Here is a 14,959-nt window from a genome sequence, read left to right as displayed (position 1 = left end):
CCCAATGCCACATTGGGGTTTTCTCGGTAGTGGGCCTTGGGGAGCTCCGTGAAGGACGTGAGCGGGGAGCGGCGCGGCGTGGGTCGGCCGCATCGCCGCAACTGCCCGCGGCCCCGCGCCGCATGCCACCGCGCAACCCTGCGGGGAGACCCCGGTTTGCGCGGGGTTCTCGCGTCGCGCGGCCGCCACACACCCACCACTGAGAAACCTCATTGGGGCGCTCGCTACCGCAGGCAGCCAGCCCGGGTGTCCGCGCTAACCGGCATAAACACTCATGAGCCCAACGAAGGAACCCGCTCCCCCACCGGCGGCGGCCCAGGCGGCGTCCCGTCCCCGAACGGACGCCCGCCCAGTTCCTCCCGCCCATGCGGCGTAAGCCACCCCGCGAGCTCCGGCCCCAGCGGCACGACCCCGGTCGGGTTCACATTCCGGTGCACCACGTAGTAATGCTCCTTGATCTGCCCGAAATCGATCGTGTCCCCGAACCCGGGCGTCTGGAACAGATCCCGCGCGTACGCCCACAGCACCGGCATCTCCGTGAGTTTCTGCCGGTTGCACTTGAAATGCCCGTGGTACACCGCGTCGAATCGCACCAGCGTCGTGAACAGGCGCACGTCCGCCTCGGTGATCGTGTCTCCCACCAGGTACCGCTGGCCGGCCAGCCGCTCGGAAAGCCAATCCAGCCGGGAGAACAACGCGCGGTACGCCTCCTCGTAAGCCTCCTGCGAGGTCGCGAAACCCGCCTTGTACACCCCGTTGTTGACGTCCCGGAACACCTTCTCCGCGACGTCCTCGATCTCGTCGCGCAGCCGTTCCGGATACAGCTCCGGCGCGCCGTCCCGGTGGTAGGCGCCCCATTCCAGTGACAGGTCCACGGTCATCTGCTTGAAGTCGTTGGTCACGATCTGCCCACTCGGGACATCCACAATGGACGGCACGGTGATCCCGCGCGGATAGTCCGGGTACCGGGCGAAAAACGCCTCCTGCAGCCGTTCGATGCCGAGCACCGGGTCGCGGCCGCCGGGGTCGAGGTCGAAGGTCCAGCTGCGCTCGTCGTGCGTCGGACCGCACAGGCCCATCGACAGCACCCCTTCGAGACCCAGCAGCCTGCGCACGATCGACGCGCGGTTGGCCCACGGGCACGCTCGCGCGATCACCAGGCGGTAGCGGTCCGGCTCCACCGGCCAGCCGTCGCGGCCGTCGGCGGTGACGCGGTCGGAGATGTAGTTCGTGTCGCGCTTGAACTCACCCTGGTCGGGCATCGGAAGCCTTTCGTCGGGGGCGGGTCAGTCGTCCGGGCAGGCCGAACAGTCCGGCGGCTCCAGCGCGGCGGCCAGCCGGGCGAGGATCGGGCCCGCGGCGCGGACCTCCTCGGGCGAGAGGTGGTCGAACAGGAACGATCGCACGCGATCGAGGTGCCCGGGGTACGCGGCGGCGAGCTTCGCCCGTCCGAGTTCGGTGAGCGTCGCGTGCGCGGCCCGGCGGTCCTGCGGGCACTTCACCTTCCGGACCAGGCCCCGGCGCACCATCGCCTCCACGACCCGGCTGATCCGGCTCAGCGACAGCGCCGTGGACTCCGCCAGATCGGTGAGCCGCAGCCTGCCTTCGGCCGCTTCCGAGAGCGACACGAGCACGGTGTAATCGGTCAGCGAGACGCCGTTGTCGTGCGCGAACTGGTCGTCGAGCGCCCTCGGCAGGACTGTGACGACGCGCATCAGCGGACGCCACACTGCCTCCTCTTCACTGGTCAGGGGGGTTCTGTTCACCACAGAGGGGGAGTATATCCGACACTTGCTCGCGCAATCAGTTATTGTGGGCTACAGTGCTAGTTGAACACTCAACCAAGGACCCGAAGGAACGGAACACATGACCAGCGCGACCACCTACGCCCACCTGACCGGCACCTACACGATCGACGGCTCGCACAGCCGGATCGGCTTCGTCGCCCGCCACGCCATGGTCACCAAGGTCCGCGGCTCCTTCAACGAGTTCGAAGGCTCGTTCACCCTGGACGGCAAGAACCCGGCGAACTCCAGCGCCAGCATCACCATCCAGAGCAAGAGCGTCGACACCCGCAACGCGGACCGCGACGGCCACCTGCGCAACAACGACTTCCTGTCCTGCGACGAGTTCCCGACCATCTCCTTCACCTCCACCGGGATCACGCAGACCGGCGAGGACACCTTCGACGTGACCGGCGACCTGACCATCAAGGACGTCACCAAGTCGGTCACCGTCCCGTTCGAGTTCGGCGGCTCCGCGAAGGACCCGTTCGGCAACGACCGCGTCGGCTTCGAGGGCTCGACCTCGATCAACCGCAGCGACTACAACGTGAAGTTCAACGCCGCGCTCGAGACCGGCGGCGTGCTGGTCTCGGACAAGATCACCCTCGAGTTCGAGATCTCCGCGATCAAGAACGCCTGAACGAACAGCAGGTGAAGGGTTCCGGAACCGGAGCCCTTCACCGTGCCGCCCGGTCAGTCGCAGGTCAGTCGCGGGGCCTCAGACGTCGAGCGCGGTGCCGTAGAGCCGCTCGGTGGGGAGCCGGATCACGACTCGCCGCTCCTCCACCTGCTGTTTCAGGAGCGCCTCCGCGTCCTCGGGCCGCGCGGCCGCGGGAAGCATCGCGAGCAACTCCTGCCCGACCGCGTCGCCGGGAACCTCGGTGACCTCGGAAACCTCCGCCTGCCCCTCCGCGACCGCGAACGACCACACGTCGCCGCCCTGAACGTGCAGCGTCGCGCGCGGGTTGCGGCGCAGGTGGCCGACCTTGCTGCGGTCGGCAGTCTTCGAGAAACGCACCATCCGGGCGTCCGGATCCCAGCTGTACAGCATGGTCGTCAGATGCGGCTGACCACTGCGTTTGATCGTGGCGAGCGTGCCGAACCGCTGCTGGCCAAGCAAGGCCGAGAGGGCTTCGTCAGACAGCTGCCGGGGTGCGGGTCCTTGACTCATGCCAGGCCCAACTCGCCGCCGGCCTGGCGAATTTCCGCCCGGCACCCCTATTTTCCGGCGCGCAACCCGGCGATCCCCACCTCTAGCGCGGCTTCGAGATGCTCCGCCTCCCCGGTGGTCAGCAGCATCAACACCCCGCCCTGCACCCCCGCCAGCAGCGCCGACGCCGCCTGTTTCGGGTCCAACCCGGGCCGGATCTCCCCCGCCGCACGCAGGTTCTCGATCCCCGCGGTCAGTTCGCCAAGCCAGCGCTGCATCAGCTGCGTCACCACCGCCTGCGCGCCCGGCGTATTGCGGCCGATCTGCGACATCACCACATTCAACGGACAGTGCTTGCCCTGCTCGGTGTAGTGCCCGAGCACCACCTTCTGCCAGGTCCGGAAGTCGTCCCAGGTGCGCAGCGTGCCGAGCGACGGCTGCTGCACCTCCAGCACCCGGTCCGCTTCCCAGCGCGCGACGGCCAGCAGCAGTTCTTCCTTGCCGTCCGGGAAGTAGTGGAACAGCTGGCTTTTGCTGGTCGCGGTCTGCGCGCGGACGTCGTCCAGCGTCGTCGCGAGCACTCCCCGCTCGCGGATCACCTCGGCCGCGCCTTCCACGATCCGTTGCCGCGTGGCCTCGCCCTTGCGCGTGAGCGTCATCGCCTGCCTCCTGAATGGACCTGCTGGTCCACTCTAGAACGCGGCGCCTCCGTCGGACCAGGACGTCTGGCCGAAGTCCTCGTCGTCCACCGGCGCACGACGCGGCCGGGGCCGTTCAGGTTCCGAAGGTTCCGGAACCTCTACCACCTCAGGCTCCTCGGCGACGGCCGCAGCTTCCGGAGTCCCCTTGGGCCAAACGCAAGGCGACGTCGCACCCAAGTACAGCTTGCCAAGTTCGTTGGCCTGCAAAGACATGTCGAAGCCGTCCCGCTCATTGCGCGCGAAGACGTACTGGTCGGTGGGCCGCCGGTCGGTCAGCACGGTGAAGCCGTGTCCCTGCCACCACTTCACGACGGCCTCGAACTGAGCCTTGAAAGTGTCCGGTTCGAGGCCGGTCACCTCGTAGGTGGCGGAGATCTCGAAGCGCCCCGCCGGACCGTTGTCGGTCGGGTCAGTGCATTCGGAACGGTTGCGGGAGAACAGTTCCTTGGCGGCGGGCGCGGGCAGCGCGGAGAACGCGCCGCGCACGTAGTCCTCGACCCGGTCGCGGGCTTCGTTTTCGGTGATCGTGGGATTCATGGCTTCACCTCCTGGGGAGCAGGCTACGAGAGGAAGGGCGGCGAGGCAGGCCAGCGCGGTGCGGCGCGCCGTCACGCCGGCAACCCGGCGATGATCCGGCCGAAACTGCGCAGCGACGGGTTGTTGTCCTCCCAGTATTGGCTGTGCGCGGCCCCGGACAGCCCGCCCTCGTACCACGGGCCCTTGTCGCCCGGCGCCGATTCGAAGACCTGCCCGCCGAAGTCGCCGCCCGCCGGGCTCGGGCCGAGCGGGTCGTGGCCGGGAAGCCCGATGTTGGTGATCTTGATGAGGTCGTGTTTCGCGACCGTCGAGTGCACGTGCTGGGCGACCTGGTCCTGCGGCACGCCGTCGAGATGCAGCTGGTTCGCGTGCTCGACGCCGACGCCGGGGCTGCCGACGAAGATCAGATCGTCCGCGTTGAGCCCGCCGTCGCGAGCCGCGTGGCCGATCACCGTCGTGCCGTAGCTGTGGCCAAGCACGGTGTTGTGCGACGGTGCGCCCTCATGCGACGCGCGCAGGCCGTCCTCGAATTTCGACAGCTGGTCCTTGCCGCCGTCGGCGTATTTCTCGCTGGCGGCGTCCACCAGCTCATTCGGCGCGTCATAACCGACCCAGGTGATCACCGACGTCGACGGCGAGCCCGCCATCGTCGCGGACTGCCACATTTTGTCCGACCGGCCGAGGTCGCCGCCGATCTTGGCCAGTTCGCTGCCGGTTCCAGGAACATACGTCGCGACATTCGCCGCGGTGTCCGGATTTCCGGCCGCGACCACCGCGGTGCCGTCGCCGCTGACGTCAAGGGAGATCAGGAAAGCCGGAGGTTTGCCGTCACCGGTGGCCGCGAGCCGGTCGCGAATCGCGGTGAGGCCGCGCAGCTGGGCGTCGTCGCCCTTCCGCTTGTCGATTTCCTGTTGCAGCACAACGCGATTCGCCGCGTCGCGATCGACAACCGGAATGCCGTCGAGATTGCGGATCAGATCCGGGTTGTCCCGCAGGATCGAGGACTGCGCGGAGTCGGACAGGCTGTCCCACCACGCCTTGTTCTCCGCCGGAGTGCCGTTCGGTTTCGGCTGGCTGCTCGTCGCCATCGCCAGCGCGACGACCCCGGAGCCACCGCTTTCGCCGTTCGTCGCGCGGTCGAGCACGACGGTCAGATCCGCGTCGACCCCGGTGGCCTCACGGAGAATCTGGCCGACCCGGTCAGCGATCTCGGCCTGTCGCCCGGATTCACCGCTGACCCCGCCGCCGTCGTCGATCCGCATTCCGTTGCGCGAGGCGAAATCGTCGACCTCGCGCACCGCGGAACTGATCCGCTCGACCGCCAGCTGCGCGTCGTGCACCCCGCGCCGGACCGCCGACACATCAGTGGCCAGCTGCCGCAATTCCGTTGCCAGCGCGGTACCTTTGGTTTTGGCCGCATCCGCCGAGTCGCCTTGCCAGGAACCGAACTTCGTCATGGCGTCGGCGTCGTCGTTCGCCCCGGTGAGCCGGGCGGCCCGGGTGCCGAGCGCGTCGACCGCCGAAGCGAGGTCGGCGGGGTTCCAGCGCCGGACGTCTCCCCAAGTGATCATCGGCCCGCCGCCGCGATCTTGCCGGTCGCGTTCTGGTCGGTGTCGCGGTAGCCGGCCGCGGCCTGGTCGAGGTTCCCCGCATAGGCCTCGGTGTCGGCTGTCCACTTCGGAACGGCGCGCCCCCAGGTGTCGGACAGCCGATCCGCCGCGGCCACGCTCGTGCCGCCGGACAGCCCGACTCCGGCGAGCGCGCCCGCGAGGTCGACCGCCCGCACGGTCGCCGCCGCCTGATGCGCCCGCCCGGCCGCGGTCGCGACCTCCGCCGGAGCGACCTCGAAACCCGTTCCCATGCGCATCTCCCCCACCGCGGCGACCGGACGACCCGTACGACGGACGTCCGCGGCACCCGGTTCCGCACAGTTCGACCTTCGCGAAAACTCCTGCCATGATTCCCCCGCCACGGCTCTGACCTGCGCAAACCCTCGCCTAGCTTGTCCACATATGTGAACGCTAGTCACGTGACTGAATAGTTATCAGCCCGCGTCTTGCCCGCCGCTGACCAGCGTGTGACTGTGTACGGCGAAGTTCGTACCGGAGCGGGCCAAGCCGGCACGTGACGAGGAAAGGCGTTGCGCGGCGGCGGGTTCAGCCGTTCCGCAGTGCTGGACCAGTCCGGCAGTCCTTGTCCCTCGACCCCCACTCGTCCGGCCCGGACGGCGCTGGCCTCCCGGTCAGCGGACCAGGACCGGCCGGCCATCCCGGAAAGAGACGGCTCGGCAATGACACAGACAGCCGCGGCGCGGCGGCCCATCGGCAGAACGACGCTGTATTTCTTCGGTGCCCTCGGCGGCATCCTGTTCGGTTACGACCTCGGCGTGATTTCCGGGGTGTTGCCGTTCATCGGGAAACTCTGGGGCCTGTCCGGTTGGGACAAGGGCGTCATCACGGCGAGCATTTCGATCGGCGCGATCGTCGGCGCGAGTTTCTCCTCGCGGCTCAACGAAAGGCTCGGCCGCCGCCGGACGATCATGGTCGCGGCCGTCGTCGTCATCATCGGCACGATCGCGGCCACCTTCTCGCCGACGTTCGCGTTGCTGATCATTTCCCGGCTCGTGATCGGCGTCGGCATCGGCCTGTCGTCCTCGACCGTCCCGACCTATCTGTCGGAACTCGCCCCGGCGCGGCTGCGCGGGGCGATGGGCGCGCTGAACCAGATCTTCATCGTGCTCGGCATCCTGATCGCGTTCCTGGTCAGCTACGGGCTCGGCACGTCGGGCAACTGGCGGCTGATGTTCGCCGGCGCGATCGTGCCCGCGGTGATCCTGCTGGCGGGCCTGGTGTTCCTGCCCGAAACGCCGCGCTGGCTCGTCGCGAACGGCCAGGAGGAACAGGCCCGCGCGGTCCTGCTCAGCTCGCACGGCGGCGGCGTGAACGTCGACGAGGAGATCGGCACGATCCGCGAGGTCATCCGGCTCGACTCGGAATCGGCGAAGACCCGCTTCCGCGACCTGCTGACGCCGACCGTGCGGCCGATGCTCGTGGTGGCCCTGCTGCTCGCGATGGGCCAGCAGTTCAGCGGCGTGAACGCGGTGAACGCGTACTTCCCGACGATGCTGATCGGCCTCGGCTTCGCGACCCAGGCGGCGCTGCTGTCCGGCGTGCTGCTGGGCGTGACCAAGTTCCTGTTCACCGCGTGGGTCGTGTTCGTGGTCGACCGGTGGGGCCGCAAGCCGCTGCTGCTGATCGGCAACGTGCTGATGGTGCTGACCCTCGTCGCGGCCGGGTTCATCGTGCTGGAAGTCCACGACACGGCGACCAAGGGCATCCTGATGCTGGTCGCGATGGTGCTCTACCTGGTCGGCTACGAACTGGGCTGGGGCGCGGTCGTCTGGGTGATGATGGCCGAGGTGTTCCCGCTGAAGGTCCGCGCGGCGGGCATGGGCGTGAGCAGCGTCGTGCTGTGGGCCGCGACCGGCATCATCAGCGCCGTGTTCCCGATCATCTCTGACCCCGGCGCGCTCGGCCTCGGCGGTTCGATGTTCCTGTTCGCGGGCATCAACGTGATCCTGTTCTTCCTCACGAAGTGGCTCGTCCCGGAAACCAAGGGCCGCACGCTGGAGGAAATCGAACTCGACCTGCGCGGACGGACGCACGCGAAGGCGCGCGCCTGAATTTCCTCTCGGGGCACAGCCGGGCGGCAGGGGATTTCCCTTGCCGCCCGGCTGTTTTTATCGCCCGAGCAGGCGATACCGCCGGGTGGCGAGCGGCAGGAAGATCGCGGTCAGCAGCGCGGGCCACGCCATCGCGAGCAGCACGGAATGCTCCGCCGCCCAGCCATTCGCGGCCCACGCGGGATTGCCGGAGAGCTCGCGCACCGCGGAAGCCGTTGCGGTGAGCGGATTCCAGGTCGCGACCGCGCTGAGCCAGGCAGGCATGGTGTCCGGGGAAACGAAAACGCCGGACAGGAATCCGACCGGCCACACCAGCACCTGCACCGAAACCGCGGACTCCGGGGTCTTCAGCAGCAGCCCGAGGTAGATCCCGACCCAGACGAAGGCGAAGCGCAGCCACAACAGCAGCCCGACCGCGCCCAGCACGGACATCTGCTGCGGACGCCATCCCAGCGCGAGCCCGGCCCCCATCATCACGACGAGCCCGGCGACCGCGCTGATCAGGTCGGCGAGACAACGTCCGGTCAGCACGGCGAGCCCGCTGACCGGCATCGCCCGGATCCGTTCGGTGACGCCCTTCGAGGCGTCGGAGGTCACCGCGAGGACCGTGGATTCCAGCCCGAACAGCATGGTCATCGCGAGCATGCCGGGGATGAGGAAGTCGATGTACGCGCCGTCCCGGATGGCCATCGCACCACCGAAAAGCTGGCCGAACATCACCACGATCAGGACCGGGAACAGCAGCGTGACCGCGATCGAAACCGGGCGTTGCTTCCAGTGCACCAGAATGCGGCGGGTCAGGACGGCGGTGTGCGTCGGCCAGGACACGTGCGCGGGTGCTGCGGCGGGGATGGTCATCGAGCCTCCTCGGGGACGGCGGGCGAGGTTGTCCGGGAAGCCGCCTGCCGCCCCTCCTCGGGCGTGCGAGCGTGGCCGGTCAGGTGCAGGAAGACCTCGTCGAGCGTCGGCTTGCGGACGACCGTCTCGACCCGGTCCGGACCGACCTTCGCCTTCAGCTCGTCCGGCGTGCCCGCGGCGACGACCCGTCCCGCGTCGAGCACCGCGATCCGGTCGGCGAGCTGGTCGGCCTCCTCCAGATACTGCGTGGTCAGCAGCACCGTGGTGCCGGTGCCGGCCAGCGCCCGGACGTCCGCCCACACATCGATGCGAGCGGCCGGGTCGAGTCCGGTCGTGGGCTCGTCCAGGAAGAGCACCGCCGGGTTCAGCAGAAGCCCCGCGGCCAGGTCCAGCTTGCGCCGCATGCCGCCGGAGTAGCCGGAGACAGACCGGCCCGCCGCTTCGGCGAGACCGAACCGCTCCAGCAGCTCCGTCGCCCGCGCCCGAGCCGCCCGCGACGGCAACCCGCCGAGCCTTCCGAAGAGTTCGAGGTTCTGCCTGCCGGTCAGGATCTCGTCCACCGAGGCGTTCTGCCCGACCAGCCCGATCCGCCGCCGCACCTCGTCCGGATCGGCGACCGCGTCGAAACCGGCCACCCGCACCTCGCCGGCGTCCGGCCGCAGCAACGTCGTCAGGATCCGCACCGCCGTCGTCTTGCCCGCGCCGTTGGGACCGAGCAGGCCGCACACCGTCCCCGGCTCCACCCGCAGGTCAAACCCGTCCAACGCCGCCCGTTCGCCATACCTCTTCTGCACTCCACGCGCCAGCAGCCCGCTTTCTCCGTATGCCATACGAAGAAGGCTAGCACAACACTCCGTATGTCCTACGGAGTAAAGTTCCTATGCTGGTCACGTGACGACTGACGGCACCAACGGCGACCCCGCCGCGACGATCGCGCTGCTGTGGGGCACCCGCCAGCTGCCGAAGCGCGGCCCGAAGCACGGCCTGACCCCCGCGCGGATCGTCGACGCGGCGGTGGAGGTCGCCGACACCGAACAGGACCTCGCGACGCTGTCGATGCGCCGGGTGGCCGAATCGCTGGGCGTCGGGACGATGTCGCTGTACACCTATGTCGCGTCGCGCGCGGAACTGGTCGAAGCGATGGTCGACGCGGTCTACGGCGAAGCGGTAGCCGAACTGTCCGAAATAGACGCCGACGACTGGCGCGACGGCCTCCGCCGCGTCGCCGCCGTCAACTGGGCGATGTACCTGCGGCATCCGTGGCTGCTGCAGGTCTTCTCCGGCCGTCCGACGCTGGGCCCCAACGCGATCGCGAAGTACGACCTGGAGCTGGCCGTCGTCGACGGCATCGGCCTGGCGGACGTGGAAATGGACTCGACGATCACCCTGGTCACCACGCACGTGGAAGGCCTGGCGCGCCGCAAGGTCGAAGCCGCGCGCATCGTGCGGCAGACCGGAATGACCGACCAGCAATGGTGGGCCGCGACCGCCCCCGCACTGGCCGAGGTCTACGAGCCGAGGCGCTTCCCGGTCGCGGATCGGGTCGGCACCGCCGCCGGACAGACCCACCAGGCTCCGTACAGCGTCGACCACGAGTACGCGTTCGGCCTGGACCGCCTGATCGAAGGCATTTCCGCGCTGGTCAACCGATCCGCTGGGTAGCTTTTTCTGGCGCACCCTTCCGCCCGAGCACCGCCCCCGCGCTCGCGAGACCCACGCAGACCAGCGCCACCCATTGCACCGCGCGCAAGTGCTCCCCGAGCACCAGCACCCCAGCGAGCCCCGCACTCGCCGGCTCCAGACTGGCCAACACCCCGACCGTCCGGGCGGGCAGCCTGCGCAAAGCCGCCAACTCCAACGAATACGGCACCACCGCCGATAGCGCGGCCACCACCACACCGACCAGCAACACCCGAGGCGTCGCCAGCCGAACGCCTTGGTCGATTACCCCGAACGGCACCGAAAGGATGGCGGCCCAAGCCAACGCCAGAGCGAGCGGACCCCCTCCCGCACTCCTCGCCCCCGCGCGCTTACTGAGCAGGAAGTAAGCAGCCATGCACGCCCCAGACGCCAACGCGAGAGCCACGCCCGCGAGCGGAAAACTGACGCCATGCGGGGTGTAGAACAGCCACACGCCCCCTCCGGCCAAAAGCGCGCAGGCGACGTCGCTTAGACGCCTCGAAGCGAGCAAGGCCAGGGAAATCGGCCCCAACAACTGCAGCGCACTAGCCAACCCCAACGGCAGGAACGTCAACGCGGGATAGATCAAATTCATCCCCGCGATCGCCGTACCGAAGCCGAGGATCACCCCTCTTTCCGCCCAGCCGCGCGGCACCGAAGGCCGATACAGAACCAGCAAAACCACCGCGGCCAGCCCTAGCCTCAAAGCCACGACGCCAGATGCGCCAACCTCCTCGGACAGCTGCTTCCCTACTGCTTGTCCAAATTGGACACTCAGCACACTCCCCAGCATCAGCGCCGGAGCAGGCAAATCCCTCATGCCCTCCAGGCTTGTGCCCGGAAGCGTGCACGTCCAACGAATCTTTCCGCACGAAACCGTTTAGCCTGGACTACATGATCGATCACCGGTTGCATGTCCTGCGGACCCTCGCCGAGTACGGAACAGTGACCGCGACCGCTTCCACGTTGCATCTCACGCCGTCCGCAGTCTCCCAGCAATTGCGTTTGCTGGCCCGGGATCTGGACGTGGAACTCCTTGCGCCGCACGGCCGTCGAGTACAACTGACCCCAGCCGCACGCATCGTGCTTCGCCACGCCGACACCCTGCGACTCCAATGGGAAGCCGCCCGCGCAGAACTCGCCGCGGAGGACGCGGAACTCCGCGGCACACTGCGTCTGTGCGGCGTTTCCTCGGCACTGGCAACCCTCGCCGCTCCCGCCGTCGCCAGCCTGCGCAAGACGCATCCGCTGATAGAACCGCAAATCACCGAAGAGGAAAGCGTCGACTGCTACCGCCTGCTGCTAGCCGACGAGTCCGACATCGCCCTGGTCCTGCCCGGCCCGGAAGCACCGCCGGTCACCGACTCCCGCTTCGAACAGACATCGCTGACGACCGACCGCCAAGACCTGCTCGTCGCCGCGACCCACCCACTCGCCCGGCGCACCGGAATCGAACTCGCCGAGGCGGCCGATCAGCCGTGGATTGTCAAGAAGCACAACAACGACACTTATCCCTTGGTGACCGCCGCGTGCTTCACGCCTCGGATCGTCCATGAGGTGAAGGAATGGTACGCAGTCTCAGCCCTAGTCGCGGAAGGGCTCGGAGTGTGCCTGATGCCGCGGATCGTGCCGCTGCCTCCGCATGCGGTTAAGCGGATTCCGCTGCGGGGAACCTCCATTCCTACTCGCCGATTGCTGACCGCTGTTCGTCGTGGCAGCAGCAGTCATCCACTCGTCCGCGCGGGCCTTGACGCACTGCGCGCGGTCGCCGGTTGATCAGGTATAAGTTATGACATTCTCCGGAGCGCAAGGAAATCACCGTGACCGCAGGACCACCGCTTCCGCCACGCCCCAAACGGAAGAAGAGCCACCTCGCACTGTGGACGGGAATCACTGTCGCGACTGTGCTGACCGCACTCCTTGTCACGTGGGCAACAGTGGGCACCGGCGCACTCCTTTGGGGCGCGGCACACGATAAGGCTCCAGACCCGACACCAGACAAGTACCACGAGACCAACTTCGCCACCTGCTCCGGTTTCGCCGCCCGGGCACAGGAAATTCCGCAGGCCGCTTTCGAGGTAGTCCGCAGCTGGCAACCCGAAATCAGCAAAGACGGTTCTCTCCTCTGCAGCTTCACGCCCGCCGCCCAGCGACTGCCCGAACTGCGGCTCGCCGCGAACTGGTACGCGAAAACCGACCGGCAATCAGGCCGGGAAAGCGCACAGCTCAACTTCACCGGCAACTCCGCCTTGAGCAAGGACAACAGCCCCGTCGGCCTCCCCTTCGGAGAGAAGGCGCATTGGCTCCCGGGGATGAATCCGCGGGATTGCGAACTGATCGTCCTCGACCACAACGCCACCTTCCAGGTCGGCTACACGCCCGCCAGCCCGAACGGAGGTCCCGAGGCCTGCCGCGGCGAGCTACGCAAACTGGCCGAGGCGCTGTACACGACAGCCCAGCCGCGGTGACCACCTCGCCGAGCCCTCCGGCACCTGGCACCCGGCACCCGGCCGCACGCCGCGCCCCATGGCACCCGGTCGCACGCCGCGGCGTCTAGTACCCGCAGGCACCTTGCCGCACGACGCAGTCGGCCCCACCGGGCTCAGGCAGAACCGCCGGCCCCGCCCGGCCCCACCGGGCTCAGCCAGGACCTCGGGGCCTGGCCAGAACCGCCACGCTCAGCCAAACCCGCCGGACCCAGCCGGAACCGCCACGCCCAGCCCAAACCCACCCGGCTCGACCAGCCCCGCCAGACTCGGCCAGACCCAACCGGACCCACCAGACTCAGCCAGAACCGCCACGCCCAGCCGAACCCACCAGACTCGGCCAGCCCCGCCAGACTCGGCCAGCCCCGCCAGACTCGGCCGAACCCACCAGACTCGACCAGCTCCGCCAGATTCGCCGGATTCAGCTGGAACCCACCAGACTCAGCCAGAACCGCCGGACCCTCCACGCTCGGCCAGAACCTCGGAGCCTGGCCAGAACCACCGGACTCGGCCGGACTCAGCCGGATCCGCCGGACTCAGCCAGAACCGCCACGCTCAGCCAACCCCGCCGGCCCTAGCCAGAGCCGCCACGCTCAGCCGGACTCAGCCAGCCCCGCCGGCCCCAGCCAGAGCCGCCACGCTCAGCCGGACTCAGCCGGATCCGCCCGCTCCAGTCAGAACCGCCACGCTTAGCCAGAACCTCGGGCCCCAGCCAGGGCCGCCACGCCCCGCCATCCCCAGCCGGATTCGCCGGGCCCGGACGGGCCTTGCCAGGCTCAGCCGGGAAACAGCCCTCGCGGAAATCGCCGCGGGGCCACCGCTTTCGGTCAATCCGGCAGCATAGGCATCTCCACCCCAGCCTCATGGCTCAACAGCGCCGCCCGCGTCAGCGCCGCCGCGCCGAAGCGGTTCCGCAAGGCGTCCACGGCTGAGTCCAGTGCGGTGGCCTCCGCCGACATGGCTGGGCGGGACGGTTGGTCCAGCGGCAACGCCAACTGCACCGCGCCATGGCTGTCGAGGTTCGAGAACGACAGGCCCAGCAACGTCAAACCCCGGTCGTACACCAGCGGTTGCGCCGCGGACAGCAGACCGCGGGCGGCGCACAGCAGCGTCTCCGTGTGGTCGGTGCTGTCGGCGAGCGTGTGCGACCTCGTGGCACGGGTGAAGTCCGCGAAGCGCATTCGCAGCACCACCGTCCGGCATACCCTCGACGCGCCGCGCAGTCGTCGTGCCAATCGGTCCACAATGGATACCACGATCTCGTCTAGCTCGGCAGGTGAGCGGGAGCGGCGGCCGAGGGCGCGTTGCGAGCCGATCGAGCGGCGGCGTTTTCCTGGCTGGACCGCGCGCGGGTCGCGGCCGTGTGCCAGAGCGTGCAGGTGGCGTCCGGAGCCTGGGCCCAGCATCGAGATCAGCGCGGCTTCGGGCAGTTCGGCGACTTGGCGCACGGTGCGGACGCCTCGTTCCCGCAGCTTCGCCGACGTCACCTTTCCCACCCCCCACAATCGCTCCACCGGCAGCGGGTGCAGGAATTCCAGCTCTCCGTCAGGCGGCACCACCAGCAGGCCGTCCGGTTTCGCGACGCCGCTCGCCACCTTCGCGAGGAACTTCGTGCGCGCCACCCCCACCGTGATCGGCAGCCCGACTTGCGCCAGCACCTCCGCGCGCAAGCGCACCGCGATCTCCGACGGACGACCGGCGATCCGCCGCAGACCGCCGACGTCCAAGAAAGCTTCGTCGATCGACACTCCTTCCACCGCCGGCGTCGTCTGCCGGAACACCTCGAACACCGCCTTGCTCGCCGCGCTGTAGACCGACATCCGCGGCGGCACCACCACGGCATGCGGGCACAACCGCCTCGCCTGCGCGCCGCCCATCGCGGTGCGCACGCCCAACGCCTTCGCCTCGTAGCTCGCGGCCAGCACCACGCCACCGCCCACGATCACCGGCCTGCCGCGCAGCCGGGGATCGTCGCGCTGCTCGACCGAGGCGTAGAACGCGTCGAGGTCGGCGTGGAGGATCGGTCCTTCGCTCGTCACGAACATATGTTCGCATCGAACACCGACAAAAACCGCGATCCG

At 68.7% G+C, this 14,959-nt stretch carries 16 protein-coding genes; 5 read left to right on the top strand and 11 right to left on the bottom strand.

Going from position 1 to position 14,959, the window contains the following annotated elements; translation table 11 throughout:
- Positions 1 to 272 precede the first annotated feature (272 nt).
- Positions 273 to 1,262, bottom strand: coding sequence for a glutathione S-transferase family protein (locus ACFXI3_RS35695; protein ID WP_378405625.1), 990 nt, complete (start codon positions 1,260 to 1,262; stop codon positions 273 to 275).
- A 24-nt stretch (positions 1,263 to 1,286) separates the two neighbouring features.
- Positions 1,287 to 1,766: a MarR family winged helix-turn-helix transcriptional regulator gene (locus ACFXI3_RS35690; protein WP_378405623.1), complete on the bottom strand. Its 480-nt coding sequence runs from the start codon at positions 1,764 to 1,766 to the stop codon at positions 1,287 to 1,289.
- Between the two features lie 100 nt (positions 1,767 to 1,866).
- Between ACFXI3_RS35690 and ACFXI3_RS35685 the strand changes: the two genes are divergently transcribed.
- Positions 1,867 to 2,424 (top strand): YceI family protein, encoded by a 558-nt coding sequence (locus tag ACFXI3_RS35685; RefSeq protein WP_378405621.1) that lies wholly within the window; start codon positions 1,867 to 1,869, stop codon positions 2,422 to 2,424.
- A 78-nt stretch (positions 2,425 to 2,502) separates the two neighbouring features.
- Here the strand turns inward: ACFXI3_RS35685 and ACFXI3_RS35680 are convergent, their stop codons facing one another.
- From ACFXI3_RS35680 to ACFXI3_RS35660, 5 genes are all read right to left on the bottom strand, one after another.
- Positions 2,503 to 2,955 (bottom strand): TIGR03618 family F420-dependent PPOX class oxidoreductase, encoded by a 453-nt coding sequence (locus ACFXI3_RS35680; protein ID WP_378405619.1) that lies wholly within the window; start codon positions 2,953 to 2,955, stop codon positions 2,503 to 2,505.
- Between the two features lie 47 nt (positions 2,956 to 3,002).
- Positions 3,003 to 3,593 (bottom strand): TetR/AcrR family transcriptional regulator, encoded by a 591-nt coding sequence (locus tag ACFXI3_RS35675; protein ID WP_378405617.1) that lies wholly within the window; start codon positions 3,591 to 3,593, stop codon positions 3,003 to 3,005.
- 33 nt (positions 3,594 to 3,626) lie between these two features.
- The gene (locus tag ACFXI3_RS35670) at positions 3,627 to 4,172 is read right to left on the bottom strand and encodes a hypothetical protein (RefSeq protein WP_378405615.1); all 546 of its coding nucleotides are present in this window, start codon (positions 4,170 to 4,172) and stop codon (positions 3,627 to 3,629) included.
- Between the two features lie 71 nt (positions 4,173 to 4,243).
- The gene (locus ACFXI3_RS35665) at positions 4,244 to 5,743 is read right to left on the bottom strand and encodes an alpha/beta hydrolase (RefSeq protein WP_378405613.1); all 1,500 of its coding nucleotides are present in this window, start codon (positions 5,741 to 5,743) and stop codon (positions 4,244 to 4,246) included.
- Positions 5,740 to 6,033 (bottom strand): hypothetical protein, encoded by a 294-nt coding sequence (locus ACFXI3_RS35660; protein WP_344269145.1) that lies wholly within the window; start codon positions 6,031 to 6,033, stop codon positions 5,740 to 5,742. The genes ACFXI3_RS35665 and ACFXI3_RS35660 overlap by 4 nt, the downstream gene beginning before the upstream one ends.
- Positions 6,034 to 6,462: 429 nt before the next feature.
- Here ACFXI3_RS35660 and ACFXI3_RS35655 point away from each other — a divergent pair, with 429 nt between their 5' ends.
- Positions 6,463 to 7,854, top strand: a complete 1,392-nt coding sequence (locus ACFXI3_RS35655) for a sugar porter family MFS transporter (protein WP_378405611.1) — start codon at positions 6,463 to 6,465, stop codon at positions 7,852 to 7,854.
- A gap of 57 nt (positions 7,855 to 7,911) precedes the next feature.
- Here ACFXI3_RS35655 and ACFXI3_RS35650 read toward each other — a convergent pair whose 3' ends face one another.
- On the bottom strand, positions 7,912 to 8,712 hold the full coding sequence (locus ACFXI3_RS35650; RefSeq protein WP_344269140.1) for an ABC transporter permease: 801 nt from the start codon (positions 8,710 to 8,712) through the stop codon (positions 7,912 to 7,914).
- Positions 8,709 to 9,542: an ABC transporter ATP-binding protein gene (locus ACFXI3_RS35645; RefSeq protein WP_378405609.1), complete on the bottom strand. Its 834-nt coding sequence runs from the start codon at positions 9,540 to 9,542 to the stop codon at positions 8,709 to 8,711. Before ACFXI3_RS35645 ends, ACFXI3_RS35650 begins: the two co-directional genes overlap by 4 nt.
- A gap of 61 nt (positions 9,543 to 9,603) precedes the next feature.
- On the opposite strand from ACFXI3_RS35645, the gene ACFXI3_RS35640 reads away from it, so the two are divergent.
- Positions 9,604 to 10,374 carry a TetR/AcrR family transcriptional regulator gene (locus ACFXI3_RS35640; protein WP_344269133.1) on the top strand — a complete coding sequence of 257 codons (771 nt, stop codon included), beginning with the start codon at positions 9,604 to 9,606 and terminating at the stop codon, positions 10,372 to 10,374.
- Here ACFXI3_RS35640 and ACFXI3_RS35635 read toward each other — a convergent pair.
- Positions 10,355 to 11,212: a DMT family transporter gene (locus tag ACFXI3_RS35635; RefSeq protein ID WP_378405607.1), complete on the bottom strand. Its 858-nt coding sequence runs from the start codon at positions 11,210 to 11,212 to the stop codon at positions 10,355 to 10,357. The two genes, ACFXI3_RS35640 and ACFXI3_RS35635, sit on opposite strands and share 20 nt — an antisense overlap.
- A gap of 74 nt (positions 11,213 to 11,286) precedes the next feature.
- Here ACFXI3_RS35635 and ACFXI3_RS35630 point away from each other — a divergent pair, with 74 nt between their 5' ends.
- Both ACFXI3_RS35630 and ACFXI3_RS35625 read left to right on the top strand, forming a co-directional pair.
- The gene (locus ACFXI3_RS35630; RefSeq protein ID WP_378405605.1) at positions 11,287 to 12,168 is read left to right on the top strand and encodes a LysR family transcriptional regulator; all 882 of its coding nucleotides are present in this window, start codon (positions 11,287 to 11,289) and stop codon (positions 12,166 to 12,168) included.
- A gap of 44 nt (positions 12,169 to 12,212) precedes the next feature.
- Complete coding sequence (locus tag ACFXI3_RS35625; protein WP_378405603.1) at positions 12,213 to 12,860, top strand: hypothetical protein; 648 nt, start codon at positions 12,213 to 12,215, stop codon at positions 12,858 to 12,860.
- Positions 12,861 to 13,705: 845 nt separating this feature from the next.
- Here the strand turns inward: ACFXI3_RS35625 and dinB are convergent.
- Positions 13,706 to 14,923: a DNA polymerase IV gene (gene dinB, locus ACFXI3_RS35620; protein WP_378405601.1), complete on the bottom strand. Its 1,218-nt coding sequence runs from the start codon at positions 14,921 to 14,923 to the stop codon at positions 13,706 to 13,708.
- Positions 14,924 to 14,959 lie beyond the last annotated feature (36 nt).

It is taken from the genome of Amycolatopsis sp. NPDC059235 (assembly GCF_042754125.1).
GTDB lineage: Bacteria > Actinomycetota > Actinomycetes > Mycobacteriales > Pseudonocardiaceae > Amycolatopsis > Amycolatopsis albidoflava.
The sequence above is the reverse complement of the archived record's forward strand: the minus strand, read 5'-3'. Positions and strand labels throughout refer to the sequence as shown.

What these genes read in the sequence shown, in the direction of transcription:
- ACFXI3_RS35695 (WP_378405625.1), bottom strand. Translation starts at nt 1,262, where the DNA reads ATGCCCGACCAGGGTGAGTTCAAGCGCGACACGAACTACATCTCCGAC.
- ACFXI3_RS35685 (WP_378405621.1), top strand. Translation starts at nt 1,867, where the DNA reads ATGACCAGCGCGACCACCTACGCCCACCTGACCGGCACCTACACGATC.
- ACFXI3_RS35680 (WP_378405619.1), bottom strand. Translation starts at nt 2,955, where the DNA reads ATGAGTCAAGGACCCGCACCCCGGCAGCTGTCTGACGAAGCCCTCTCG.
- ACFXI3_RS35675 (WP_378405617.1), bottom strand. Translation starts at nt 3,593, where the DNA reads ATGACGCTCACGCGCAAGGGCGAGGCCACGCGGCAACGGATCGTGGAA.
- ACFXI3_RS35670 (WP_378405615.1), bottom strand. Translation starts at nt 4,172, where the DNA reads ATGAATCCCACGATCACCGAAAACGAAGCCCGCGACCGGGTCGAGGAC.
- ACFXI3_RS35665 (WP_378405613.1), bottom strand. Translation starts at nt 5,743, where the DNA reads ATGATCACTTGGGGAGACGTCCGGCGCTGGAACCCCGCCGACCTCGCT.
- ACFXI3_RS35660 (WP_344269145.1), bottom strand. Translation starts at nt 6,033, where the DNA reads ATGGGAACGGGTTTCGAGGTCGCTCCGGCGGAGGTCGCGACCGCGGCC.
- ACFXI3_RS35655 (WP_378405611.1), top strand. Translation starts at nt 6,463, where the DNA reads ATGACACAGACAGCCGCGGCGCGGCGGCCCATCGGCAGAACGACGCTG.
- ACFXI3_RS35650 (WP_344269140.1), bottom strand. Translation starts at nt 8,712, where the DNA reads ATGACCATCCCCGCCGCAGCACCCGCGCACGTGTCCTGGCCGACGCAC.
- ACFXI3_RS35645 (WP_378405609.1), bottom strand. Translation starts at nt 9,542, where the DNA reads ATGGCATACGGAGAAAGCGGGCTGCTGGCGCGTGGAGTGCAGAAGAGG.
- ACFXI3_RS35635 (WP_378405607.1), bottom strand. Translation starts at nt 11,212, where the DNA reads ATGAGGGATTTGCCTGCTCCGGCGCTGATGCTGGGGAGTGTGCTGAGT.
- ACFXI3_RS35630 (WP_378405605.1), top strand. Translation starts at nt 11,287, where the DNA reads ATGATCGATCACCGGTTGCATGTCCTGCGGACCCTCGCCGAGTACGGA.
- dinB (WP_378405601.1), bottom strand. Translation starts at nt 14,923, where the DNA reads ATGTTCGTGACGAGCGAAGGACCGATCCTCCACGCCGACCTCGACGCG.